The 21660-nt window shown below is 73.9% G+C and carries 22 protein-coding genes; 13 read left to right on the forward strand and 9 right to left on the reverse strand.

Features of this window, described 5'->3' with window-relative positions; all coding sequences use genetic code 11:
- Positions 1–3: 3 nt before the first annotated feature.
- Entirely contained in the window at positions 4–816 is an 813-nt protein-coding gene (locus ABTX81_RS18235) for an inositol monophosphatase family protein (RefSeq protein ID WP_350546535.1), read from the reverse strand.
- Between the two features lie 99 nt (positions 817–915).
- Here ABTX81_RS18235 and ABTX81_RS18240 point away from each other — a divergent pair, with 99 nt between their 5' ends.
- Positions 916–1932 (forward strand): Lrp/AsnC family transcriptional regulator, encoded by a 1017-nt coding sequence (locus tag ABTX81_RS18240; protein WP_350546538.1) that lies wholly within the window; start codon positions 916–918, stop codon positions 1930–1932.
- Positions 1933–2036: 104 nt separating this feature from the next.
- Positions 2037–2456, forward strand: coding sequence for a hypothetical protein (locus tag ABTX81_RS18245; protein WP_350546541.1), 420 nt, complete (start codon positions 2037–2039; stop codon positions 2454–2456).
- Positions 2457–2471: 15 nt separating this feature from the next.
- On the opposite strand, the gene ABTX81_RS18250 is transcribed toward ABTX81_RS18245, so the two are convergent.
- From ABTX81_RS18250 to ABTX81_RS18260, 3 genes are all read right to left on the reverse strand, one after another.
- Positions 2472–3308 carry an MmyB family transcriptional regulator gene (locus tag ABTX81_RS18250; protein ID WP_350546544.1) on the reverse strand — a complete coding sequence of 279 codons (837 nt, stop codon included), beginning with the start codon at positions 3306–3308 and terminating at the stop codon, positions 2472–2474.
- A 33-nt stretch (positions 3309–3341) separates the two neighbouring features.
- Positions 3342–3824, reverse strand: a complete 483-nt coding sequence (locus ABTX81_RS18255) for a DUF2269 family protein (protein WP_350546546.1) — start codon at positions 3822–3824, stop codon at positions 3342–3344.
- Between the two features lie 167 nt (positions 3825–3991).
- On the reverse strand, positions 3992–4678 hold the full coding sequence (locus ABTX81_RS18260) for a 4'-phosphopantetheinyl transferase family protein (RefSeq protein ID WP_350546548.1): 687 nt from the start codon (positions 4676–4678) through the stop codon (positions 3992–3994).
- A 229-nt stretch (positions 4679–4907) separates the two neighbouring features.
- Here ABTX81_RS18260 and ABTX81_RS18265 point away from each other — a divergent pair, with 229 nt between their 5' ends.
- Positions 4908–6455: a choice-of-anchor A family protein gene (locus ABTX81_RS18265; RefSeq protein WP_350546550.1), complete on the forward strand. Its 1548-nt coding sequence runs from the start codon at positions 4908–4910 to the stop codon at positions 6453–6455.
- A gap of 42 nt (positions 6456–6497) precedes the next feature.
- Here ABTX81_RS18265 and ABTX81_RS18270 read toward each other — a convergent pair whose 3' ends face one another.
- The gene (locus ABTX81_RS18270) at positions 6498–7148 is read right to left on the reverse strand and encodes a TetR/AcrR family transcriptional regulator (protein ID WP_350546553.1); all 651 of its coding nucleotides are present in this window, start codon (positions 7146–7148) and stop codon (positions 6498–6500) included.
- A 63-nt stretch (positions 7149–7211) separates the two neighbouring features.
- Between ABTX81_RS18270 and ABTX81_RS18275 the strand changes: the two genes are divergently transcribed.
- Positions 7212–8165 carry a hypothetical protein gene (locus ABTX81_RS18275; protein WP_350546556.1) on the forward strand — a complete coding sequence of 318 codons (954 nt, stop codon included), beginning with the start codon at positions 7212–7214 and terminating at the stop codon, positions 8163–8165.
- 28 nt (positions 8166–8193) lie between these two features.
- On the opposite strand, the gene kynU is transcribed toward ABTX81_RS18275, so the two are convergent.
- Both kynU and ABTX81_RS18285 read right to left on the reverse strand, forming a co-directional pair.
- Positions 8194–9420 carry a kynureninase gene (gene kynU / locus ABTX81_RS18280; protein ID WP_350546559.1) on the reverse strand — a complete coding sequence of 409 codons (1227 nt, stop codon included), beginning with the start codon at positions 9418–9420 and terminating at the stop codon, positions 8194–8196.
- A gap of 155 nt (positions 9421–9575) precedes the next feature.
- On the reverse strand, positions 9576–10406 hold the full coding sequence (locus tag ABTX81_RS18285) for a tryptophan 2,3-dioxygenase (RefSeq protein ID WP_350546563.1): 831 nt from the start codon (positions 10404–10406) through the stop codon (positions 9576–9578).
- 235 nt (positions 10407–10641) lie between these two features.
- Here ABTX81_RS18285 and ABTX81_RS18290 point away from each other — a divergent pair, with 235 nt between their 5' ends.
- Together ABTX81_RS18290 and ABTX81_RS18295 are read left to right on the forward strand one after the other, a co-directional pair.
- Positions 10642–11076: an Lrp/AsnC family transcriptional regulator gene (locus tag ABTX81_RS18290; protein WP_350546566.1), complete on the forward strand. Its 435-nt coding sequence runs from the start codon at positions 10642–10644 to the stop codon at positions 11074–11076.
- Positions 11077–11098: 22 nt separating this feature from the next.
- On the forward strand, positions 11099–11641 hold the full coding sequence (locus tag ABTX81_RS18295; RefSeq protein ID WP_350546569.1) for an NADPH-dependent FMN reductase: 543 nt from the start codon (positions 11099–11101) through the stop codon (positions 11639–11641).
- Positions 11642–11690: 49 nt separating this feature from the next.
- Here ABTX81_RS18295 and ABTX81_RS18300 read toward each other — a convergent pair whose 3' ends face one another.
- Positions 11691–12326, reverse strand: a complete 636-nt coding sequence (locus ABTX81_RS18300; RefSeq protein WP_350546572.1) for a MarC family protein — start codon at positions 12324–12326, stop codon at positions 11691–11693.
- 182 nt (positions 12327–12508) lie between these two features.
- Here ABTX81_RS18300 and ABTX81_RS18305 point away from each other — a divergent pair, with 182 nt between their 5' ends.
- From ABTX81_RS18305 to ABTX81_RS18315, 3 genes are all read left to right on the forward strand, one after another.
- The gene (locus ABTX81_RS18305; RefSeq protein WP_350546574.1) at positions 12509–13069 is read left to right on the forward strand and encodes a DoxX family protein; all 561 of its coding nucleotides are present in this window, start codon (positions 12509–12511) and stop codon (positions 13067–13069) included.
- A gap of 169 nt (positions 13070–13238) precedes the next feature.
- Entirely contained in the window at positions 13239–13871 is a 633-nt protein-coding gene (locus ABTX81_RS18310) for an FxLYD domain-containing protein (RefSeq protein WP_350546576.1), read from the forward strand.
- Between the two features lie 340 nt (positions 13872–14211).
- Positions 14212–16011 (forward strand): glycosyl hydrolase family 18 protein, encoded by a 1800-nt coding sequence (locus ABTX81_RS18315; protein WP_350546578.1) that lies wholly within the window; start codon positions 14212–14214, stop codon positions 16009–16011.
- Between the two features lie 110 nt (positions 16012–16121).
- Here the strand turns inward: ABTX81_RS18315 and ABTX81_RS18320 are convergent, their stop codons facing one another.
- Positions 16122–16682 carry a MarR family winged helix-turn-helix transcriptional regulator gene (locus ABTX81_RS18320; protein WP_350546580.1) on the reverse strand — a complete coding sequence of 187 codons (561 nt, stop codon included), beginning with the start codon at positions 16680–16682 and terminating at the stop codon, positions 16122–16124.
- Between the two features lie 182 nt (positions 16683–16864).
- Here ABTX81_RS18320 and ABTX81_RS18325 point away from each other — a divergent pair, with 182 nt between their 5' ends.
- The 4 genes from ABTX81_RS18325 (at position 16865) to ABTX81_RS18340 (ending at position 21643) form a co-directional block, all read left to right on the forward strand.
- The gene (locus ABTX81_RS18325; RefSeq protein ID WP_350546583.1) at positions 16865–18193 is read left to right on the forward strand and encodes an MFS transporter; all 1329 of its coding nucleotides are present in this window, start codon (positions 16865–16867) and stop codon (positions 18191–18193) included.
- Between the two features lie 221 nt (positions 18194–18414).
- Positions 18415–20022: a dolichyl-phosphate-mannose--protein mannosyltransferase gene (locus ABTX81_RS18330; protein WP_350546585.1), complete on the forward strand. Its 1608-nt coding sequence runs from the start codon at positions 18415–18417 to the stop codon at positions 20020–20022.
- Positions 20023–20025: 3 nt separating this feature from the next.
- Positions 20026–20811 (forward strand): ABC transporter permease, encoded by a 786-nt coding sequence (locus tag ABTX81_RS18335; protein ID WP_350546588.1) that lies wholly within the window; start codon positions 20026–20028, stop codon positions 20809–20811.
- Positions 20812–21055: 244 nt separating this feature from the next.
- On the forward strand, positions 21056–21643 hold the full coding sequence (locus tag ABTX81_RS18340) for a TMEM165/GDT1 family protein (protein ID WP_350546590.1): 588 nt from the start codon (positions 21056–21058) through the stop codon (positions 21641–21643).
- The last annotated feature ends 17 nt before the right edge of the window (positions 21644–21660 follow it).

Raw genomic sequence — 21660 nt, forward strand, 5'->3', positions numbered from 1 at the left:
CGGTCAGTCAAGACAGCTGAACAGGGGGAGCGCTCGGGCGTGCAGGCCGGGCGCGGCGGCCAGGAAGCCGTCCGCGGCGGGCGTCCAGGCGGCGCCGGCGGCGTCCGTCACCGCCGCGCCCGCCTCCGCCGCGACCAGGGCGCCGGGCAGCAGGTTGGCCGCGTCCGGCCCGAACTGCCAGAACAGGCCCAGGTGTCCGGAGCCGACCTGGGCCACCTGGAGCGAGGTCGGGCCGAGGTTGCGCACGGCCAGGACGGCGCCCGCCACCGCCGAGAGCGAGGCGCCCGCCCGGCGCAGCGCCAGCCGGTCCCGGGCGACCAGCGGTGGTTGGCTGGTCCCGGCCACGGTCACCGCCAACTCCCGTTCCACGGCGGCGATCGGCCGGCCGTCCAGTTCCGCGCCGCCGCCGCGCACCGCCCGGTAGGTGGCCCCGAGCTGCGGCGCGTGCACCACGGCCAGGACCGCGGCGCCGTCCCGCACCAGGGTCGCGGTCACCGCCCACTGCGGCAGCCCGAGCAGGAACTGCACCGCGCCGTCGGTGGTGTCGCAGAGCCACCACTCGCCCTCGGCCGGCACCGAGCCCGCCAGTTCGTCCGCCACCCAGCCGGCCCCGGGGCGCAACGCGCCCAGCCGCCGGCGGAGTTCGGCCGCCGCCGGTTCGTCCAGCGCGGCGAACAGCGTCCTCGCCTCCGCCAGGGTGGACGCCGGACACGGCCGGTCCGGCCGGCGGGCGGCCAGCGTCGCGCCGACCTCCCGGACCGCCGCCTCGACCCCTGCCAGCAGTTCGCGCGCTTCCGGCATCTCGTCGTCGCTCATCGTCCCTCTTCCGTTCGTCCCGGTCGCCTGGTCCAGGAGTACCGTCGGAGCGGCCGGACAGGGCGCCGAACGGCGACGGATCGACGGAGATCGGACATCATGGACGTCACAGCTGCTGATCCGGACACCGTGCTGGACACCCTGGACCGCCGGCTGGTCTGCGCGCTCCAGGTGAACGGCCGGGCCGGGGCCGGGCTGATCGCCGAGGTGCTCGGCGTCTCCGCGCGCACCGTCACCCGCCGGCTCACCCGGCTCCACCGGGCCGGCCTGGTCCGGGTGGTCAGGATGCCCGACGCCGAGGGCGCCGAGGTCGGCGCGCTGCTGCTGCGGATCCGGGTCCTGGGCGGCAAGGCCGACACCGTCGCCCGGGCCCTCGCCGACCGGCCGGACGTGCCGTTCGTCGACGTCATGCTCGGCGGCCAGGAGATCGGCGCGGTGATGCTGAGCGACGCCGGCGCTCGCGACCGCCTGCTGTACGGGCAGTTGCCGGCGACCTCCGCCGTCGCCGAGACCACCGTCCACGCCGTGCTGCACGCCTTCGCGGACGCCGGCCAGTGGCGCTCCGGCCACCTGGGCGAGGCCGAGGCGGCCGCGCTCGCCGACCCCCCGGTCGACCGGCCCGCCGCAGGGAGCGTGCCGCTGGACGAGCTGGACCGGGCGCTGCTGGTGCGGCTCGGCGAGGACGCCCGGCAGTCCCACGCGGCGCTCGCGGCGGCCCTCGGCACCCCCGAGTCGACCGTCCGGCGCCGGCTGCACCGGCTGGACGGGGCCGGGCTGGTGCGCACCCACGTCACCGTCGACCCGCGGCTGCTCGGCCTCGCCGTGGACGCCAACCTGTGGCTGGACGTGCCGCCGGGCCGGCTCGCGGCGGTCGGCGCGGCGCTGGCCCGGCACCCGCAGGTGCACGGCGTCTTCGCGACCAGCGGGCCGGCCAATCTGATGGCGGCGGTGTTCTGCCCGGACCACGGCGGGCTCTACCGGTTCGTCACCGACACCCTCGGCCCGCTCGGCGTCGGCCGGGCCGAGACCACGATCGTGGCGCGGGCCGTCAAACGGGCGGGCGTGGTGCTGCGGCGGCCGGGTGCGGCGGGCCGCCCGCGCCCGGCCCGGGCATGACGTCGGAGGTAATCGACGCCCGCGCCGCGCCCCGGCACAGTGGTGCTCACCCGGCGGCGGCACCGCCGACCGGGACCCCACCCCACCCCGGAGGCCGAGCCGCCATGTCCGCGCACACCCTGACCACCGCCCGCCGCACCGCCCCCGGCTCCGTCAAGGCGCTGCGCGGCTTCCTCGCTCTCGACGCCGTCGTCAGTGGCGGCAACGGCCTCGCCTACCTGGCCTTCCCCGGTCCGCTCGGTGAGCTGCTGGGCGTCGGCCGCTCGACCCTGCTCGAACTCGGCGCCGTGCTCGCGGTGTTCGGCCTCGCGGTCGGCCTGCTGGCGGCCCGCCCGCAGCCGCCGGGGCTCGCGGTGCGGGCGGTGATCGACGTCAACCTGGTCTGGGCGGTGCTCAGCGTGGTGGCGATGGAGCTCTGGTTCGAGCCGACCACCGCCGGCTACGTCTGGATCCCGCTCCAGGCCGCCACCGTGGCGCTGTTCGCCGCCCTGCAGTTCACCGCCCTGCGCCGCCTGCCGGCGTGACCACTGCTCCTGCGGTCAGCGGTCCGCTCCCACGGCGGCCTGCAGGAACGCGACCGTCTCCGGGTCGGCCGGAAGGAAGGTCTCCATGGCCAGCTCGGAGACGGTCACGTCCATCGGCGTGTTGAAGGTCGCGATCGTCGACAGGAACGACAGGACCCGCCCCTCGTGGGCGATCCGCAGCGGCAGCGCGAACGGGAACAGCTCGGTGATGTCCTCCTCGCCGCCGTCCTCCGCCGCGCCGGGCGGCTCGGGGTAGGACCGGACCTCCTCCAGCAGCGCCCGCAACGGCTCCGAGCGGACCAGCCCGACCTGCTGCTCCATCCGCTCCAGCAGGTGCCGCCGCCACTGCCGCAGATTGAGGATCCGTGGCGCGACGCCCTCCGGGTGCAGGGTGATCCGCATCGCGTTGAGCGGCGGCTCCAGCAGGTGCGGGGCGACCCCGGCGAGCAGCAGCCCGAGTGCGCGGTTGGCCGCGAGGACCTGGAAGGTCCCGTCGACGACCAGCGCCGGGTACGGGTCGTGCGAGGCGAGCAGCCGCTCCATCCCGGAGCGCAGCGCCGCCATCGCCGGGTCGTCCAGCCGCTTCTCCGGGTAGTGCGGCGCGTACCCGGCGGCCAGCAGCAGCGCGTTGCGCTCGCGGACCGGGACGTCGAGGTGCTCGGCGAGCCTGAGCACCATCTCCTGGCTGGGCCGGGCGCGGCCGTTCTCGATGAAGCTGATGTGCCGGGCCGAGGAGTCGGCCAGCAGGGCCAGCTGCAGCTGGCTGAGCCGGCGCCGCTCCCGCCAGCCGCGCAGCAGCACGCCCACGCCCGTCCCGGCGGCCTCCGGCCCCATCCCCACCACGATCGTCATGGCCGGGACAGTACTACCGCTCGCACCGCGGCGTCAGGCGCCGGTGGTGGAGCCCGGGCGGACGACCATCAGCACCACGACGACGGCCCAGAGCAGGTTGAAGACGCCCGCCGTCATCGGCAGCAGCTTGAGCCCCTTGACCGCCTTGCCGTGGTCCTCCGCTCCGGGCTCCAGGCCGAGCGCGTCCACCGCGGCCTGCTGGGCGGGCAGCACGAACAGCAGCAGCGCCAGCGCCGCGATCGCGGTCAGCACCATGGAGACGATCATCCAGGACTGGCCGAGCACGTCCATCACCTGGGCGAGCCCGATGCCGAGGACCGGTACGGCGATCCCGAGCAGTGCGTAGACCTGGGTGATCCGGTGCAGCAGCCGCAGCATGCCGGCATCGGCGGCCTGCTCGGGACCGCCCGTCAGCGCGGCCTGCGCCCGGCGCGGGAACATGCTGACGGCCACGGCCACCGGGCCGATGAACAGCACCGAGGCGAGGACGTGCAGGCTCAGCAGGAACTTGGCCATGGCGGGGCACCCTTGTGACTCAACGGGGGCGGCCCGTCGGCGGTCGCTGGGCGGGCAGCCGGGGCGGACGGTTCTCCTCGCCCCGTGCAGGACGCTAACACCGCTTATCCGACCGGTCCCCGGCAAGGTCGCCCCCGGCAGGCCGGCGCCCACCCGGGGCCGGCGCCTCAGAGCGCGCCCAGCTCCACCGCCCGCGGCGCCACCTCGCTGACCGCCGCGACGGCCGCGCCGTTCGCCTCGTCCACCCAGTCGAGCACCTGGAAGCCCTCGAAGCCGCTGAGCAGCGGCCGGCCGCCGGGCAGGTCGAGCGGGAGCCCGGAGAGGTCGACCGCGGCCAGGCCGTCGAGCGTCGTCCGGCCGACCTTGATCAGCGCCTCCTTGCGGACCCAGAGCCGCAGGAAGGCCCGCGCCGGGTCGGCGTGCTCCCGCACCCGCCGCAGCTCCGCCTCGGCGAGCACCCGGGGCGCGACGTCGAGCAGGGTGCCGCCGCGGTCGGTCAGCTCGACGTCGACGCCGATCGGCCGGTGCCCGGCGGCGGCCGCGACCACGCCCCTGGTGTGCGAGAGGCTGACCTCGGTCCCGGGGTGGTCGGGCAGGTAGGGCTTGCCGTGGTCGTCCTTGTCGCAGTCGGGGCAGTGCTGGGCGAGCGTCAGCGCGGTGGCCGGGACGCCGAGCAGCCCGGCGGCGCAGAGCCGGACCAGGATGTGCGCCGCGATGAAGTCGACCCGCCCGGACTCGTGCCGGAACCGGGCGGCGCGCTCCTTCTCCACGGCGGTGAGCAGGTGCTCGCCGGCCCCGGGGTGGCGCAGCACGTCGGCGCTGGTGGCGACGGTGGCGATCGCGTCGGAAGTCATGCCCCCAACCTATCGGGGCCCGGGGTGTCCCGGGAGGACATCGTCGGCTCATAGGGTTCGAGGATTTTCGTATCGGCCGTGAGGGTCTGTAGGGTACGGAACGTCCGATTTGGTATCGGTTATCACAAATCTCTGGATTCTCTGGGAATCGGCCGAGATGATCCAGGATCAACTGGAACGCGGTAGGCGTGCTTGCCCGCCTGCCCTCTCTCCGCGGAGGAATGTGTCGATGAGTCAGGGAGCCGGTACCCCCGGTCACAGAAGAGCCACCGCGGAGCGGGCCCCCGCCCCCCGCGGCCGCCGCAACGCCCGGATCGCGGTGGCGACCGCCGCCGCCGTGCTGCCGCTCGCGGCGGTGCTGACGGTCGGTTCGGCCGCCCCGCTGGCCCCGCCGCTGGGCGCGTGCAGCGGGCCGGACTGCCCGTCCACCTGGCCGCCGGTGAACAACGGCGACTTCACGGGCCGGGACGCCACCATCAACGTCTTCACCGGCGGCGACTACACCGTCAACGGCCGCGCCGCCGAGGCCGAGGGCAAGATCGTCACCCTCGGGGACTTCACGATCGACAAGAGCCAGGGCGGTGGCGCCTTCAACGCGGGCGTGGTCGGCGTCGGTTCGCGGGTCGTCCCGCCGAACGGCAGCGACTTCCTCACCGTCGGCGGCGCCGTCAACGTCCTGCCCGGCAACTCGCTGCTGATCGGCGGCAGCGACTCCAAGGGCCAGGCCTTCGGCAACCTGCGGCACGCGGGCGCGCTCACCGGCACGGTCTCCATCGACCCGACCGGCGAGGCGATCCAGGACCCCGGCGCCACCGCGCCGTACCGCTCGGTGCTCACCCAGATCGAGGACGTCTCCTCCTGTGTCGGCAAGGCCACCGCCACCGGCACCGTCGAGCTCACCGGCAGCGAGGCGACCTTCACCGGCGACGGGACCAGCATGAAGCAGGTCTTCAACGTCACCGGGAACCTGGCCTCGCCGTCCGGCGGGCAGATCGGCCTGGTGTTCGCCGGCATCCCGGCCGGCGCGACCGTCGTGGTCAACATGCTGTCGGCCGACCCGGTCATCAACACCTACACCGGCACCGGCCTGCCGGGCGACCAGATCACCGACATGCGCTCCAAGCTGATGTGGAACTTCCCCACGGCGACCGGGGCGAAGATCAGCGGCAGCGCGCAGTTCCAGGGCGCGGTGATGGCGGGCAACCCGGCCGGCACCACGACCATCGACATGCCGGGGATGAACGGCCGGGTGTACCTGGCGGGCAACCTGATCCAGACCGGCAACGGCGGCTACGAGATCCACAGCTACCCGTTCGACGGGGACCTGCCGGACTGCGGGGTCGTGCCGAGCCCGACGCCCACCGCGCCGTCGCCCACGCCGACGTCCCCGACGCCGACGCCGACGGAGACCACCACCTCGCCGGCGCCGACCAGCCCCACGGCGACGCCGACCTCCCCGACGCCGACCGCGACGGAGACCGCCACCTCCCCGGCGCCGACGTCCCCGGCCCCGACCGGGACCACCACCTCGCCGGCGCCGACCAGCCCGACCGCCACGTCGAGCTCGTCCGGCGCCGCGCCGACCACCGGCGGCCCGACCACCAACGGTCCGACCACCGGTCACCCGGCGCCCACCACCGGCGGGGGCGGCGGCCAGCTGGCCTCCACCGGCACGGGCAACGGCCCGATGGTCCTCGGCATCGCCGGCGCCGTGCTGCTCGCCATCGGCGGCGGCCTCGCCTTCCTTGCCACCCGTCGCCGGGGCCGCCACGGCTAAGCCCCCTCGGCGGTAGCCACCGCACCACCCAGGGCCGCCCGGTCACCCCCCGACCGGGCGGCCCTCCGCGTTCGCCGGCCACCCCGCGAGCCCGGCCGCCAGCAGGTCGAAGCCCGCCGTGACGGCCGCCGTGACCCGCTCCCGGACGGCGTCCACCGGTTCGCCGGCCACCATGCCCCGCCGGACCTCCGCCAGTGCCGCCCGGTGCGCCCCGGCCAGCGCGCCCGCCAGCACCCGGGGGAGCGGGTCCTCCGCCGCGCCGCCCGCCTCCTCGGCGAGCGCCGCCGCCAGCGCCTCCTCGGCCCGCTCGCCGAGGTCGAGCAGCCGGGCCCGCAGCGCGGGACTGTCCGTGACCGTCCGCCAGAACGCCGCGGCCCGCGGGTCCAGCCCGTACGTCGGCTCGCCGGCGTCCAGCCCGGCGAGCAGTTCCGCCCGGACGGCCTCGACGGGGGAGGTGCCGGCCGGCCGCTCCCGCACCACCAGGGCGAGCCGGCCCACCACCTCGTCCTGCCGGTCGAAGAAGAGGTCCTCCTTGGTCGGGAAGTAGTTGAACACCGTGTTGACGGCCACCCCGGCGGCCCTGGCCACCTCGGCCACCGTGACCCGCTCGAACCCGTGCTCGGCGAACAGCGCCGTCGCGGTGTCGGCCAGCAGGGTCCGGGTCTGCCGCTTCTTCTCCTCGCGAAGTCCCATGGGAAAATCCTAGCGCCGCACCAAATTTGCAGTGACACCAAAAATTTCGGCTAGGGTCGGGCCATGACCTTCACCTTCGGCATCTACCCCGGCGGCCTGCTCGGCGACGAGAGCCGTGTGATCACCCCCGTCCGCCCCGACGACCCGGAGCGGATCACCGCCGCGCTGCGCGCACTCCAGGGCGCCGCGCCCACCCTGCTGGTCCGCGCCTACCGCTCGTTCCCGCAGGGGCCGGCCACCCCGCCCACCCCGGCCGCCCCGGAGCGCTACGCCCGCGAGGGGCGCCGGCTCGACCTGGTCCTGCAGTTCCGGGCGCCGGACGGACGGCTGGACGGCTGGACGGACTTCGTCCGGCGGACCGTGCGCGCCGAGGGGGCGCGGATCGGCACGCTGCAGATCTGTGAGGAGCCCAACGTCGACTCCCCGGTGCTCGACGGCTCCGTGCCGAACGTCCGGCGGGCCCTGGTCGAGGGGGTGGTCGCGGCCAAGGAGGAGGCGCTGGCGCTCGGCCTCGACCTCGCCGTGGGGTTCAACGCGGCGTTCAGCCCGGACCCGGCCGAGCCGTTCTGGCCCGCCCTGGGCGAACTCGCCGGCGAACGCTTCCACCGCGCGCTCGACTACGTCGGCCTGGACTTCTTCCCCGACGTCTTCCGCCCGGTCCCGGCCGCGACGCTCGGCGCGGTGGTCGCGGCGGTGCTCACCGGCTTCCGGCGCGAGGTCGTCACCCGGGCCGGCATCGGCCCGGAGGTGCCGATCCGGGTCTGCGAGCACGGCTGGCCCACCAGCCCCGGTCGGTCGGAGCAGCGGCAGGCCGAGGTGGTCGAGGAGGTGGTCCGGACGGTCGCGGGCCTGGCCGGCGAGCTCCACCTGACCGGCTACGGTCACTTCGGCCTGCGCGACGCGGACAGCGCGGGCCCGGGCCCGTTCCACCGCTTCGGCCTGCTCCGGGACGACTACGCGCCCAAGCCGGCCTTCGCGGTGTACGGGAAACTGGTCGAGGAGCTGACGGCACCCTGAACGGTGCCATCGGCTCCTCGGACGAGCGTCAGGTGACCTCGCCGCGCCGGGAGAAGCGCTCGTCCTTCCACTCGCCGCTCTCCAGCACCTGCGCCAGGTGGCGCGCCGCGTCCCACACCTCGGTGTGCGAGAGGTACAGCGGGGTGAAGCCGAAGCGCATCAGGTCCGGCGCCCGGAAGTCCCCGATCACCCCGCGGGCGATCAGCGCCTGCACCACCGGGTAGCCGTCCGCGTGCCGCAGCGCCACCTGGCTGCCGCGCCGGGCGTGCTCGCGCGGGGTCACCACCTCGACGCCGTCCAGGTCCTCGACCAGGCCGATGAACAGATCGGTCAGCGCCAGGCTCTTGGCCCGGACGGCGGCCCGGTCGGCCCGCTCCCAGATGTCCAGCGAGGCCTCCAGCGCGGCCTGGCCGAGCAGCGAGGGCGAGCTGGTGAGGAAGCGGCCGATGCCGTCCTTGGGCTCGTACCCGGGCTCGAAGGCGAACGGCCGGGCGTGCCCGAACCAGCCGCTCAGCGGCTGGGCCGGCCCGGCCGCCAGGTGCCGCTCGGCGACGTACAGGAAGGCCGGCGCGCCGGGGCCGCCGTTCAGGTACTTGTAGGTGCAGCCGACCGCGAAGTCCGCACCGCTCGCGGCGAGTTCGACCGGCAGCGCGCCCACCGAGTGGCAGACGTCCCAGATCATCAGGGCCCCGGCGGCCCGCACCCGGGCGGTGATCCCGGGCATGTCCAGCAGCTCGCCGGTCCGGTAGTCGACGTGCGAGAGGACGATCGCGGCGACGTCCCCGTCCAGGTGCGCGTCCAGCTCGGCCGGGTCGATCAGCACACTGCGGGCGCCCGGGACCAGCCCGGTCACGCCCTCGGCGATGTAGAGGTCGGTCGGGAACGCCGCGCGGTCGCCCAGCACGGCGGAGCGGCCCGGGCGCAGCCGCAGCGCCGCTGCCAGCACCTTGAACAGGTTGACCGAGGTGGTGTCGCAGACCACGACCTCGTGCGGGGCGGCCCCGATCAGCGGGGCGATCCGCCGGCCCAGCCGGTACGGCTGCTCGAACCAGCCCGCGTCGTTCCAGCTGCGGATCAGCTCCCGGCCCCACTCCTGCTCGACGACCGTCCGCACTCGCGCCGGGGTGCGGACCGGCAGCGCGCCGAGCGAGTTGCCGTCCAGGTAGATCACCCCCGGCGGCAGGGCGAACTCCCCGCGGAACGCCGCCAGCGGGTCGGCGGCGTCCAGCGCCGCGCACTCCTCGCGCGTGATCATGCCCAGCCCTTCCGGTGCCTCGTCGTGCCCAGTGCCCAGCGCTCGTTCATACCCCGCGCCCGTTCATACCCCGCGCTCGTTGATGCCCACTGCCCGTTGATGCCCACTGCCCGTTCATGCCCACCGCTCGTTCATGCGCACCGCGCGCGGGTTCGTCACAGTCCGTCCCGGATCGCCCACAGCTCGGGGAAGACGTCCTGCTCGGCGGAGCGGCGCAGCCAGGTCAGCCCGCTGGACCCGCCGGAGCCGGGCTTGCCGCCCATCGCCCGCTTGACCGCCGCCAGATGGCGCTGGCGCCAGCGGGTGACCCGCTCGGCGACGTCCAGCAGCGCCTCGGCCAGCGGCAGCAGCCCGGCGTGCTCCGGCTCGGTGTACACCCGCCGCCAGGCGGCCGCGACCGTCTCGTCGGCCCGGTACCGCTGCTCGGAGACGGTTCCCGGCACGGCCAGGCCGCGGCGGGCCAGCAGCGCGAGCGCGTCGTCGTACAGGCCGGGGGAGCGCAGCGCGGCGGTCAGCTCGGCGCGGGTCTCCGGGCTGTCCCCGTACATGTTCAGCAGCGCGGGGTTCTTGTTGCCGAGCAGGAACTCCAGGTGCAGGAAGGCCGCGGACTGGAAGCCCGAGGCCTCGCCGAACAGCGGGCGGAAGGAGTTGAACTCCTGCGGGGTGAGCGTGGCCAGCAGGTCCCAGGACTCCACCAGCACGTCCTGGACGTGGGTGCCCCGGCGCAGCGCGGCCAGCGCGCCCGGCAGGTCGTCCGCGCGCAGGGCGCGCTGGGCGAGCGTCCACTCGTGCCGCAGCAGGCCGAACAGCAGCTCCATCACCTGGGTGGTGACGATGAACGACAGCTCGGCGGGCGCCTCGCTGAGCGGGTGCTGCAGGCTGTGCAGCTCGTCCAGCCGGGCGTAGCGCGCGTACGGGGTTCCCCGCTCCGGGCCCTCGATCCGCCCGAACGACAGATTGGGCCTCTCCACCGTGTCGTGCCCCATGCCCGATCCCTCCTGAAGTCACCGGCGAGCCGAACCGCCGCACGGGCCGGGATCCGCTCCCGTCGCCCCGGTCCTCGCCGGGGCCCCATTGTGCGGCGGCCCGTCGCGCATTTGAATGGGCGGCGGGCACGGCAACCGCGGTCGCGCCTGTCGTACGAGAGGTGTTTTCCCGATCCTCTTCACGATCGCAAAGCAGCGGGATCCAGCCAACCGGACCACACCCTCAGGAGCCGCCGTGGACGCCGTCGACCGCCGCCTGCTGGCCGAGCTGCAGGCCGACGCGCGGCTCTCCTACAACGAACTCTCCCGCCGGGTGAGCCTGTCCGCACCCGCCGTGGCCGAACGGGTCCGCCGGCTGGAGGCCGACGGGGTGATCACCGGCTACCACGCCCACGTCGACCTCACCCGCTCCGGCCTGCCGATCACCGCGTTGGTGCAGCTCCAGTGCTACGGCCCGCGCTGCGTGCTGCGCGACCCGCAGGTGGCCGGCTGGCCGGAGGTGCTTCAGTTGCACCGGGTCACCGGCGGCGCCTGCTGCGTGCTGCTGGTCGCCGTTCCGGCGATGGCCGATTTCGAGGCCCTCATCGACCGGCTCGGCGGCTACGGGCAGCCGGCCAGCTCGATGATCCTCTCCAGCCCCGTTCCCTGGCGGCCGGTGGTCGTGCCCTGAGCCGGCCGATAGGTTCCTGCCCATGCCGATCGACCGTCACATCCTGTTGCTCCCGGGCAGCCTGCGCACCGGTTCCGTCAACGAGACCGTGCTGCGCACCGCGGCCGCCGTGGCGCTGGCCACCGAGGGCGTCGCGACCACCTACTACACCGGGCTGGCGGAGCTGCCGCACTTCAACCCGGACCTCGACACCGACCCGCTGCCGGAGCCGGTCGCCGCGCTGCGGGCGGCGGTCGAGGCGGCCGACGCCCTGCTGATCTGTACGCCCGAGTACGCCGGGACCCTGCCGGGGGCCTTCAAGAACCTGCTGGACTGGACGGTCGGCGGCATCGAGATCGCGGACAAGCCGGCCGCCTGGATCAACGCCGCCGGGACCGGCCGGGGCCTGGGCGCCGAGGCGGCGCTGGGCACGGTGCTGCGCTACACGGGGGCGTCCGTGATCGAGGCGGCCTGCGTCCGAGTGCCGCTGGCGCGCGGGGACGTCGGGGCGGACGGGCTGGTCGCCGACCCGCTGGTGCGCGACCGGATCGGCGAGGCGCTGCTCCGGCTGGCCGCGGCCGCCTGAGCCGCGGCGCCGCCGCCCGCCCCGCCCCGCCGCGCGCCCCCGGACCGGCTCAGTGCGCCGCGAGCAGGTGCACGCCGAGCCCGGCCAGTCCCTTCAGGAACAGCTCGACGCCGACCGCCGCGAGCAGCAGGCCGAGGAGCCGCGCGACCACCTCCAACGAGGTCCGGTGGGTGCGCTGCATCAGCGGGGCGAGCGCGGCGACGCACGCGTAGTTGACCACCACCACGGCGACGTACGCGCCGGCCACGGTGGCGTGCCAGCTCCAGCCGTCCTTGGTGAGCGAGCCGACCAGGACCGCGGTGACCGCCAGCGGGCTGGCCAGGTACGGCAGCAGCAGCTCGCGGATGCCGTCCGCCAGGGGGCTGGCCAGGTGCTCGTCGGTCTCGTCGGCGCCGGCGCCGAGGTGGACGCCGAAGACCAGCGCGACCGCGTAGACGAAGAAGATCAGTCCGCCGGCGAGCTGCAGGGACTGGTCGCTGATGTGGAACAGGGAGGTGACGAAGTCGGCGCTGAAGGCGAGGGCCACGCCGATCACCGCCGAGATGAGCGTGCTCCACGCGGCCAGCCGCCGCAGCTCGCCGGTGGTCCGGGTGGCGGCCAGCCGGGTGAAGGCGAGCAGGACCTTCGGCGGGCCGACCACGGCGAAGAAGGCGATGAAGGCGCTGCTCAGGTCGAAGACGAACATGCGCCAAGCATGGCGGCGACGATCACCGCCGCCCGGCTGCCACGCCTGGGCCCGGACTATTCCCGTCCGCATCGTTATTCACCCGATCGGACGCCCCGGGTCGAGCCGGGCGGCGGTTTCCGCTGCCATGGAAGCCGGATCACCCCTCCGTGCGGCGGAGGGCTCCCGAAGGGGACGAGGACATGGCTCTGAACCGTAGCGACCTGGGCCTGCTGGCCCTGCGCGGCGCCGTGGGCGGGGTGCTGATCGCCCACGGCACCCAGAAGCTGTTCGGCTGGTTCGGCGGTGGCGGCCTGGACGGCACCGCCAAGGCGATGGAGGCGATGGGCTTCCATCCGCCGCGGCAGAGCGCGCTGGCCGCGGGGCTCGGCGAGACGGGCGGCGGCGCGATGCTGGTGGCCGGGCTGGCCACCCCGGCGGCCGGCGCCGTGGTGGCCGGGACGATGGCGGGCGCGGTCGCGGTGCACGCCCCGTCGGGGTTCTTCGCGATGTCCGGCGGCTACGAGTACCCGGCGTTCCTCGGCACGACCGGTCTGGCGCTGGGCCTGGCCGGGCCGGGCCGGTACTCGCTGGACCACCTGACCGGGCACACCTTCAACCGGCCGTGGGTCGGGGTGCTGGCCTTCGCGGTGAGCGCGGCCTCGGCGTACGGGGTGGTGGCCCGCCGCCGGCACGCGGTCCGGCTGGCGGAGGAGCGCGCGGCGGTGGAGGCGGAGACCCAGGAGGGCTCGGGGCTCTCCTGAGGCCGGCCGGGCCGCCGGGTCACCCGAACGTCCCGGCCCTGGTGGCGGGCGCCTCCCCGGCCCCGGAACGTGGGCGGGGAGGCGTGCCGGGCGATCCGGCACCGGCCGGACCCGGGGCCGGAGCGGATCCCGGGCCGGAGCAGACCCACGGCCAGAATCGAGGACCCCGATGGACCGCCACCCGCCCCGCCGCCCCGCGCCCCCGCCCCGGCCGACCGCCGCGGACCCGCGGGCCCCCGCCGTCCGCCGCCCGCACCGCGCCCTGGCCGCCGCCGTGGTCGCCGTCCTGCTCGGCGGGGCCGCGCTGGCCGGCTGCTCCGACGACGGCGACGGCGGCGGCAAGACGGGCAGCGCGGCCTCCTCGGCCGCCGCCCAGGCGGGCTCGGCGATCGCCGGAGCGGCCTCCGCCGCGGCCTCGGCGGCGAGTGCGGCGCTGGGCACGGCGGCGACCGGCCTCTCCTCGGCGGCCGCCTCCGCGGTCTCCTCGGCGCAGGCGGCGGCGTCCTCGGCGATCGCCGGCATCAAGGGCGGCCTGGACGCGAAGGGCGATGTCGCGCTCGGGGCGGTGTCCTTCGCGAACGGCAAGGCCGAGACCACGCTGACGGTCACCAACCACGGGCAGAACACCAGCCGGTACGTGATCCAGGTCAACTTCACCGACGACAGCGGCAATGTGCTGGACGTGACCGCGGTGACCGTTCCGGACCTGGCGGCGGGTCAGAACACCGAGGCGAAGGCGACCAGCAACCGGGACCTCTCGGGCTCGGTGAAGGCCGTGGTCGCCAATGCCGTGCGGTACTGAGTCCCGCCGGCCCGCCCCGCCGCGCCCCGGGCGCCCCCGCTGAACCGCAGGTCAGCGGGGGCGTCCGGGTTCCCGGTGAACCTTAAAGGCGGCTCAAGCGTCAACATCACCCCTTGACGGGGTAGTTGGTCTAGTCCATTTTAGTCCCCAGGTGCAGGGAGCCCCTGAGCCGGCGTCAGCGGTCCGCCGCTGACGCCGGTTCGGCTTATCCCGGTGTCCGTCAAGGCATGTTCCGCTCGATTCCCCCATCCCGTTCTGTCATGTCCCGGTCGTACGGCCCCACCCCGTACCTGCGCCCCGGGACGCGTCGGAATCCCCCACACCCAGGAGTCACGCACCCATGCTCCGTTCACGTATCGAAAGGGCCGGGGCCCCGGTTCAGGAGGGCGGCCGTCGCAAGCGGTCCAAGAGCCTGACCGCGATCGCCGCCGGTACCACGGCCTCCCTGCTGCTCGGCACGGCCCTCGCGCTCAGCGGCGGCACCGCGGCCAACGCCGCCGTCGGCAACAGCACCGGCGCGCCCGCCACCAGCGGTGGCATCAAGGTCGCCTACTTCGACCAGTGGTCGATCTACGCGAACGCGTACTACCCCAAGACGATCCAGGACACCGGCGTCGCCGGGAAGCTGGACTACCTGATCTACTCGTTCGGCAACATCCACCCCACCAACCTCACCTGTTTCCAGGCCACCAAGGCCGCGAGCCAGGAGGAGAACAACCCCAACGCGGGTGACGGCGCGGCGGACGCGTTCGCCGACTACCAGAAGAGCTTCGGCCCGGACATCTCGGTCGACGGTGTCGGCGACGTCTGGGGCCAGCAGATCGCGGGCAACTTCAACCAGCTGAAGAAGCTGAAGGCGAAGAACCCGAACCTCAAGATCCTGATCTCGCTGGGCGGTTGGACGTACTCCAAGTACTTCTCGTCGGCGGCCGCCACGGACGCCTCCCGCAAGAAGCTGGTCTCGTCCTGCATCGACATGTACATCAAGGGCAACCTGCCGGTCGACGCCGGCTACGGCGGCCCGGGCTCGGCGGCCGGCATCTTCGACGGCATCGACATCGACTGGGAGTACCCGGGCGGCGGCGGCCACCTCGGCAACCAGGAGAGCCCGAACGACAAGCAGAACTTCACCCTGCTGCTGAAGGAGCTGCGCGAGCAGCTCGACGCGCAGGGCAAGACCGACAACAAGCAGTACTACACCGCGGCCGCGGTGGGTGCCGGTCAGGACAAGATCAAGAACGTCGAGACCGACAAGATCGGTCAGTACCTGACGTTCCTCGACATCATGACCTACGACATGCACGGCGGCTGGGAGTCCAAGGGCCCGACCAACCACCAGGCCCCGATCTACTCCGGTCCGAACGACCCGATGAGCCCGGTCCCCGGTGGCACCGGCAAGTACTCGGTCGACAGTGCCGTCAAGGCCTACACCGTGGGTGACCCGCAGTACGGCATCCCCGGCGGCTTCCCGGCGAAGAAGATCAACGTCGGCGTGCCGTTCTACTACCGCGGCTGGACCGGCGTCCAGAACAACGGCAAGAACGGTCTGTTCCAGCCCGCCACCGCCCCGGCCCCGGGTGCGAGCCTGTCGGGCAGCGTCCCCGGCATCCAGATGTACAAGGAGCTCGGCGGCTTCGTCGACAACCCGGCGAAGACCTACTGGGACGACGACGCCAAGGCGACCTACTTCTACGACGGCAACGTCTTCTGGTCCGGTGAGGACGCCCGCTCGATCCAGGCCAAGGTGGACTACGCGCACTGCAACGGCCTCGGCGGCTCCTTCGCCTTCTCGCTGTACGACCTCGGCACCAAGACCGCGCTGTTCGACAAGATGGTCGAGGCGACCAACGGTTCGGCCGCCGGCTGCCCGGCCCCGCCGGTGACCCCCACGCCGACCACCACCCCGACCACGACGCCGACCACGACGCCGACCACCACCCCGACCACGACGCCCACCACCACGCCGACCACCCCGGCCGGCTGCGCGGGCGCCCCGAGCTGGGACTCGGCCGCCACCTACGCGACCCCGACCAAGGTCTCCTGGAAGGGTCACTACTACACCAACAAGTGGTGGACCAAGGGCGACGACCCGAGCGCCAGCGGCGCCTGGGGCGTGTGGACCGACAACGGTCCCTGCTGACCCGGCACTGACCGGATGAGGGCCTGACGGACCCTCGCACCACCGCACGAAGAGTCCGGCCCGCCGGGGGAGTCCCCCGGCGGGCCGGACTTGTTCTCGTCAGGGCCGGATCAGCCCAGGTCGGCGGTGCGCCCGAGGGCGTCCGGCTGGCTCTCCTCGATCCGGCGCAGCATCCGGGCCAGCATCCCGGAGAGCACGCCGCGGTCCTCGCCGACGACGTCCTGGAGCAGCTCCTCCTCGAAGACGGCGGCCATCCGCATCGACTCCAGCCACTTGTCCCGGCCGAGTTCGGTCAGCTCGATGATCACCCGGACCCGGTTGGCCTCGTCCCGTTCCCGGGTGACCAGCCCCTCGGTGACCATCCGGTCGATCCGGTGGGTCATCGCGGCGGGGGTCAGCCCGAGCCGCTTGGCCAGCTCGCCGGGTCCGAGCCGGTACGGGCTGCCCGAGACCACCAAGGCCTTGAGCACCTCCCACTCGGCGGAGGTGATTCCCAGCACAGTCAGCTGCCGGTCGTAGGCGACGGTCATCCGCCGGGCGACCCGGGAGAGCGTCTGCACGATGGTCTCGACCTGCGGGTCGACGGTGGGGAATTCCCGCTGGTAGAGGGCCACCTGCTCGCTGATGCCCAGCTCGCGGGGAGTGGCCGGCGCGGGCTTCTCTGCAGTCATGCGGACCAGTGTCCCATGCGAAGTGCACTCCTTAAGCCTTTGACTCAGCACTCTTCTGGTGCTAAGACTTTAGAGTCAAACTTTAGCTCTTAAGTCTTCTTCCCTTAAGAGTACGCAACGAAAACTGACGGAGTCCTGACGCCTCCGTCCGCCATGAAGGGGTGTGCACGGTGACCGGCACGGTGAAGCAGCAGAGGCAGCAGCGACGCGGGGCGGGCGGCCCGCTGCGCCGCGTCCAGATCGGAAACGCGCTCAGCGCGTTCGGCAGCGGATTCACGATGCCGTACATGTTCGTGTACGTGGACCAGGTGCGCGGGCTGGGCTCGCTCGCCGCCGGCATGGTGTTCACCGTCTTCGCGCTGGCCGCGCTCGCGGTCCTGCCGTTCACCGGCCGCGGCATCGACCGGTACGGGCCGCGCCCGGTGCTGCTGGCCGGCGCCGCGCTGGCCGCCACCGGCGCGTTCGCCTTCGGGCACGCCACCGGCACCCCGGCGCTGCTGGTCTCCTCCTTCCTGTTCGGCGCGGGTGTCACCACCTGCCAGCCGGCGCTCGCCACGATGATCGTCCGCTGCTCCACCGCGGCGACCCGCTCGCACGCCTTCGCGCTGCAGTTCACCCTGATCAACCTGGGCATGGGTGTCGGCGCGCTGGTCGGCGGGCAGATCGTGAACGTCGCCGACCCGGCCAGCCTGACCCGGCTGTTCACCATCGAGGCCATGACGTTCCTCGGCCTCGCCCTGGTGACCGGCACCGCCCGGATGCCGAAGGCCGCGCCGCTGCTCGTCCAGGAGCGGACCGACGGCCCGCAGGGCCTGCGCGCCCTGCTCGCCGACAAGGCCATGCTGCGGCTCAGCGTGCTCGCCGGGCTGATCTTCTTCACCTGCTACGGCCAGTTCGAGTCCGGCGTCGCGGCCTTCGCCACCGACACCGTCGGCACCGCCCCGTCCACCCTCGGCATCGCCATCGGCGCCAACGCGCTGACCATCGTGGTGCTGCAGATGTTCATGGTGCGGATCACCGCCCGCCGCCGGCGCACCACCGCGATGGCCGCCGCCGGTGTGGTCTGGCTCGGCGCCTGGGCGATGGCCCTGGTGGCCGGCCTGATCCGGACCGAGGCGATGGCCGCCACGGTCGCGATCGTCTCGATCTACGCCCTGTTCGGCGTCGGCGAGTCGCTGCTCGCCCCCACCATGGGCCCGATGGTCGCGGACCTCGCCCCGGCCCGGCTGCTCGGCACCTACAACTCCGGGTACGCCCTGGTGAAGCAGATCGCGATCGCCGTCGGCCCGGCGGTGGGCGTGCTGCTGGTCGGCTCCGGCACCTGGCCGCTCTACCTGGCGGCGATGGCCGGCTGCACCGTGCTGATCGTCGTCCTGGCGCTGCGCCTGCGGCCGTACCTCACCGCGGCCCAGGACAACGCGGCCGACGGCTCCGCCGGGGACGAGCAGGCCCCCGCCGCCCCGGTCCGCACCCCGGCCCGGCCGGTCCGCGAACTGCAGACCGCCGCCTGATCACGGTTCGACGGGCGCCGGACAGGTCACCTGTCCGGCGCCCGTCGCGCTTGGTTTCGCGCCCACCGGCACATAGTGTCGGTGGCTGTCGGCCGTCCGGCCGCGGTGAAACGGGCCGGTGCGGGCCACCCCCGGCCGGCGCGGGCCGACCGCGGCCACCGGCGCAACCCGTCGGCGGCCGGCCCAGGCGAGACAGGCGAACCGGCGAGGCAACCGACACCATGACCCAAGCGGCGCTCACCCACCCCCCGGCGGCAGCGGCCCCGGCCGACCCGGCACCGGAGCGGCGGGGGCTGCTGCGCCGGGCGGCGGCCCGCTCCGACTGGCTCGGCCCGATCGCCGTGGCGCTCTTCGCCGGGCTGCTGCGGTTCTGGAACCTCGGCTACCCCAACGCCTTCGTCTTCGACGAGACCTACTACCCCAAGGACGCCTGGTCCCTGCTCCAGCAGGGCTACGAGGGCACCTGGCCGGAGCACGCGAACGAGCAGGTCCTGGCCGTCCCGCAGCAGATCCCGCTCACCTCCGCGCCCGAGTTCATCGCCCACCCGCCGCTCGGCAAGTGGGTGATCTCGCTCGGTGAGTGGGCCTTCGGCCTGCACCCCTTCGGCTGGCGGTTCATGACCGCGCTGCTCGGCACGATCACCGTGCTGATGCTGGCCCGGATCGGCCGCCGGCTCTTCGGCTCCACCCTGATCGGCTGCACCGCCGCCCTGCTGATGGCCGTCGACGGCCTCCAGCTGGTGATGAGCCGGGTCGGCCTGCTCGACGGCGTCCAGATGTTCTTCGTGCTGGCCGCCTTCGGCGCGCTGCTGATCGACCGCGACCGCACCCGGGCCCGGCTCGCCGCCGTCCTGCCCGACCACGGCGGCGACACCGTCCGCCTCGGATGGCGCCCCTGGCGGATCACCGCCGGGCTCTGCCTGGGCGCCGCCGCCGGGGTCAAGTGGAACGGCGCCATGGTGCTCGCCGCCTTCGGCCTGCTCACCGTGCTGTGGGACCAGTCCGGCCGCCGGTGGGCCGGCGCCCGCCGCCCCTGGCGCGCGATGCTGCGCCTCGACGCGCTGCCCGCCTTCCTCGCCATGGTCGGCTCCGCCTTCGTCGTCTACGTCGGCGGCTGGGCCGGCTGGCTGTTCACCGGCGGCGGCTTCGACCGGCACTGGGCCGACGACCGGGCCGGGCTCTCCCCGGACAGCGTCCTCGGCGTCGGGCTGCCCCAGGTGTCGATGAGCTGGGTGCCCGCCCCGCTGCGCAGCCTCTGGCACTACCACGCCCAGATGTACGACTTCAATACCGGCCTGAGCAGCCCGCACACCTACCAGTCCAACCCGTTCAGCTGGCTGGTCCAGGGCCGGCCGGTCTCCATGTACTGGGAGCAGGTTCCGGCCGGCCAGCACGGCTGCACCGCGTCCGGCGGCTGCGCGGCGCAGATCCTCGGCCTCGGCACCCCGCTGCTCTGGTGGACCGCCTGCATCGCGCTGGTCTACCTGCTCTGGCGCTGGTTCTTCCGCCGGGACTGGCGCTCCGGCGCGGTGCTCTGCGGCGTGGCCGGCGTCTACCTGCCGTGGTTCCAGTACCAGGAGCGGACGGTCTTCTCCTTCTACATGGTGGTGCTCGTCCCCTTCCTCTGCCTGGCCGTGGCGCAGATGCTGGGCGCGATGCTGGGGCCGGAGGGCTGCCCGCCCGAACGGCGCCGGATCGGCGCGGTCGGCGCCGGGCTGATCGTGCTGGCGATCATGGCCTGCTTCGCCTTCTTCTACCCGCTGTACACGGCGGAGGTGATCCCGATGACGTCCTGGCAGGACCGGATGTGGTTCACCAGCTGGATCTGATCGGTGCTCCGCCTCGCCGACGGCGGGCAGCTGCTTCCGGTCACCCCGGGGCTGGGAGCGGTCACCGCCGTCCTGCTGCTGGCCGCCGTCGCGGTCGCCGGGTGGGGGCGGCTCGGCCACGGGCGGGCCGTGCTGCGGGCCGGGCTGCGCGCGGTGGTGCAGCTGGCCGCCGTCGCGCTGGTGATCACCTGGGTGGTCGGCTCGCTCCGCTGGTCGGCGCTCTTCGTGCTGCTGATGTTCGCGGTCGCGGTGCGCACCGCCGGACGGCGGATGGTGCCGGCCCCCGGGCGCGGGTGGGCGTGGGCGGCCGCGCCGATCGGGGCCGGGGTGCTGCCGGTGCTGGTGCTGCTGCTCGGCAGCGGGCTGCTGCCGCCGAAGGGCCTGTCGGTCATCCCGGTCGCCGGCATCCTGATCGGTGGCGCGCTCACCGCCACCTCGCTGTCCGGGCGGCGCGCCCTGGACGAGCTGCGCCAGCGGCACGGCGAGGTCGAGGCGGCGCTGGCGCTCGGCTTCGAGGAGCGCGACGCCCGGATGGAGATCTGCCGCACGGCCGCCGCCACCTCGCTCGTCCCGGCGCTCGACCAGACCCGGACGGTGGGCCTGGTCACCCTGCCGGGCGCCTTCGTCGGCATGCTGCTCGGCGGCGCCTCGCCGGTCCAGGCGGGGGCGGTGCAGCTGTTCGTGCTGACCGGGCTGCTGGCGGTGGAGTCGGTGGCGGTCGTGGTGGTGCTGGAGCTGGTCGGCCGGGGGCTGGTGCGCTCCGGGCGGCCGGGAGAGGTGATCGGGTAGGCTGGGCGCGTTGAAGGGGAGTAGCCCTCCACCGGACCGTCGACATACTGGCCCCCCGGGGCCCGGCGCCCGGGGCACCGCGGTTCCGCGAACCGGTGCCGGCGAGACCTTCGGCCGCAGTGCTGTGTGTACGGGCGCGCGTCGTGCGCGTTCCGTGGATTGCCATCAGCGCTGTCGGGCCGGAGCGACCCCCTGACGGAGCTGCTGCGGTCCGGCAGCCCGAACCCGAGGGACATCACCCCCGATGAGTCTGACCGTCGCCGCGATCACGTTCGGCATCGTCTTCCTGTCCGAACTGCCCGACAAGACCGCCCTGGCCAGCCTGATGCTCGGCGCCAAGTACCGGGCGAGCTACGTCTTCGCCGGGATCGCCGCCGCCTTCGCCCTCCAGGTGAGCATCGCCCTGGTCGCCGGGAAGCTGCTCTCGCTGCTGCCGCACCGCTGGGTGGAGGGCGTCACCGGTCTGCTGTTCCTGGCCGGCGCGGCGATGCTGCTGTTCCACGGCGGGGACGACGACGAGGACGGGCACGCCGCCAAGGAGCCGTCGTCCAGCAGCTTCTGGAAGGTCGCCGGGGCCAGCTTCGTGGTCGTGGCGATCGCCGAGTTCGGCGACCTGACCCAGATCATGACCGCCAACCTGGCCGCCAAGTACGCCGACCCGCTCGCCGTGGGCCTGGGTGCCTGGCTGGCGCTGTGCTCGGTCGCGGGGATCGCGATCCTGGGCGGGCAGAAGCTGCTGAAGCACGTCCCGATGAAGATGATCATCCGGGTGGCGGCGAGCATCATGGTGCTGATGGCCGGGTTCAGCATCTTCCAGGCGATCAAGGGCTGACGCGGCGGGCCCGCACC

The organism is Kitasatospora sp. NPDC097605 (genome assembly GCF_040302725.1).
In the GTDB taxonomy this organism is placed as follows: domain Bacteria; phylum Actinomycetota; class Actinomycetes; order Streptomycetales; family Streptomycetaceae; genus Kitasatospora.

Coding starts and splice junctions, on each gene's coding strand:
- ABTX81_RS18235 (WP_350546535.1), bottom strand. CDS start 816: ATGAGCGACGACGAGATGCCGGAAGCGCGCGAACTGCTGGCAGGGGTC.
- ABTX81_RS18240 (WP_350546538.1), top strand. CDS start 916: ATGGACGTCACAGCTGCTGATCCGGACACCGTGCTGGACACCCTGGAC.
- ABTX81_RS18245 (WP_350546541.1), top strand. CDS start 2,037: ATGTCCGCGCACACCCTGACCACCGCCCGCCGCACCGCCCCCGGCTCC.
- ABTX81_RS18250 (WP_350546544.1), bottom strand. CDS start 3,308: ATGACGATCGTGGTGGGGATGGGGCCGGAGGCCGCCGGGACGGGCGTG.
- ABTX81_RS18255 (WP_350546546.1), bottom strand. CDS start 3,824: ATGGCCAAGTTCCTGCTGAGCCTGCACGTCCTCGCCTCGGTGCTGTTC.
- ABTX81_RS18260 (WP_350546548.1), bottom strand. CDS start 4,678: ATGACTTCCGACGCGATCGCCACCGTCGCCACCAGCGCCGACGTGCTG.
- ABTX81_RS18265 (WP_350546550.1), top strand. CDS start 4,908: ATGAGTCAGGGAGCCGGTACCCCCGGTCACAGAAGAGCCACCGCGGAG.
- ABTX81_RS18270 (WP_350546553.1), bottom strand. CDS start 7,148: ATGGGACTTCGCGAGGAGAAGAAGCGGCAGACCCGGACCCTGCTGGCC.
- ABTX81_RS18275 (WP_350546556.1), top strand. CDS start 7,212: ATGACCTTCACCTTCGGCATCTACCCCGGCGGCCTGCTCGGCGACGAG.
- kynU (WP_350546559.1), bottom strand. CDS start 9,420: ATGATCACGCGCGAGGAGTGCGCGGCGCTGGACGCCGCCGACCCGCTG.
- ABTX81_RS18285 (WP_350546563.1), bottom strand. CDS start 10,406: ATGGGGCACGACACGGTGGAGAGGCCCAATCTGTCGTTCGGGCGGATC.
- ABTX81_RS18295 (WP_350546569.1), top strand. CDS start 11,099: ATGCCGATCGACCGTCACATCCTGTTGCTCCCGGGCAGCCTGCGCACC.
- ABTX81_RS18300 (WP_350546572.1), bottom strand. CDS start 12,326: ATGTTCGTCTTCGACCTGAGCAGCGCCTTCATCGCCTTCTTCGCCGTG.
- ABTX81_RS18305 (WP_350546574.1), top strand. CDS start 12,509: ATGGCTCTGAACCGTAGCGACCTGGGCCTGCTGGCCCTGCGCGGCGCC.
- ABTX81_RS18310 (WP_350546576.1), top strand. CDS start 13,239: ATGGACCGCCACCCGCCCCGCCGCCCCGCGCCCCCGCCCCGGCCGACC.
- ABTX81_RS18315 (WP_350546578.1), top strand. CDS start 14,212: ATGCTCCGTTCACGTATCGAAAGGGCCGGGGCCCCGGTTCAGGAGGGC.
- ABTX81_RS18320 (WP_350546580.1), bottom strand. CDS start 16,682: ATGACTGCAGAGAAGCCCGCGCCGGCCACTCCCCGCGAGCTGGGCATC.
- ABTX81_RS18330 (WP_350546585.1), top strand. CDS start 18,415: ATGACCCAAGCGGCGCTCACCCACCCCCCGGCGGCAGCGGCCCCGGCC.
- ABTX81_RS18340 (WP_350546590.1), top strand. CDS start 21,056: ATGAGTCTGACCGTCGCCGCGATCACGTTCGGCATCGTCTTCCTGTCC.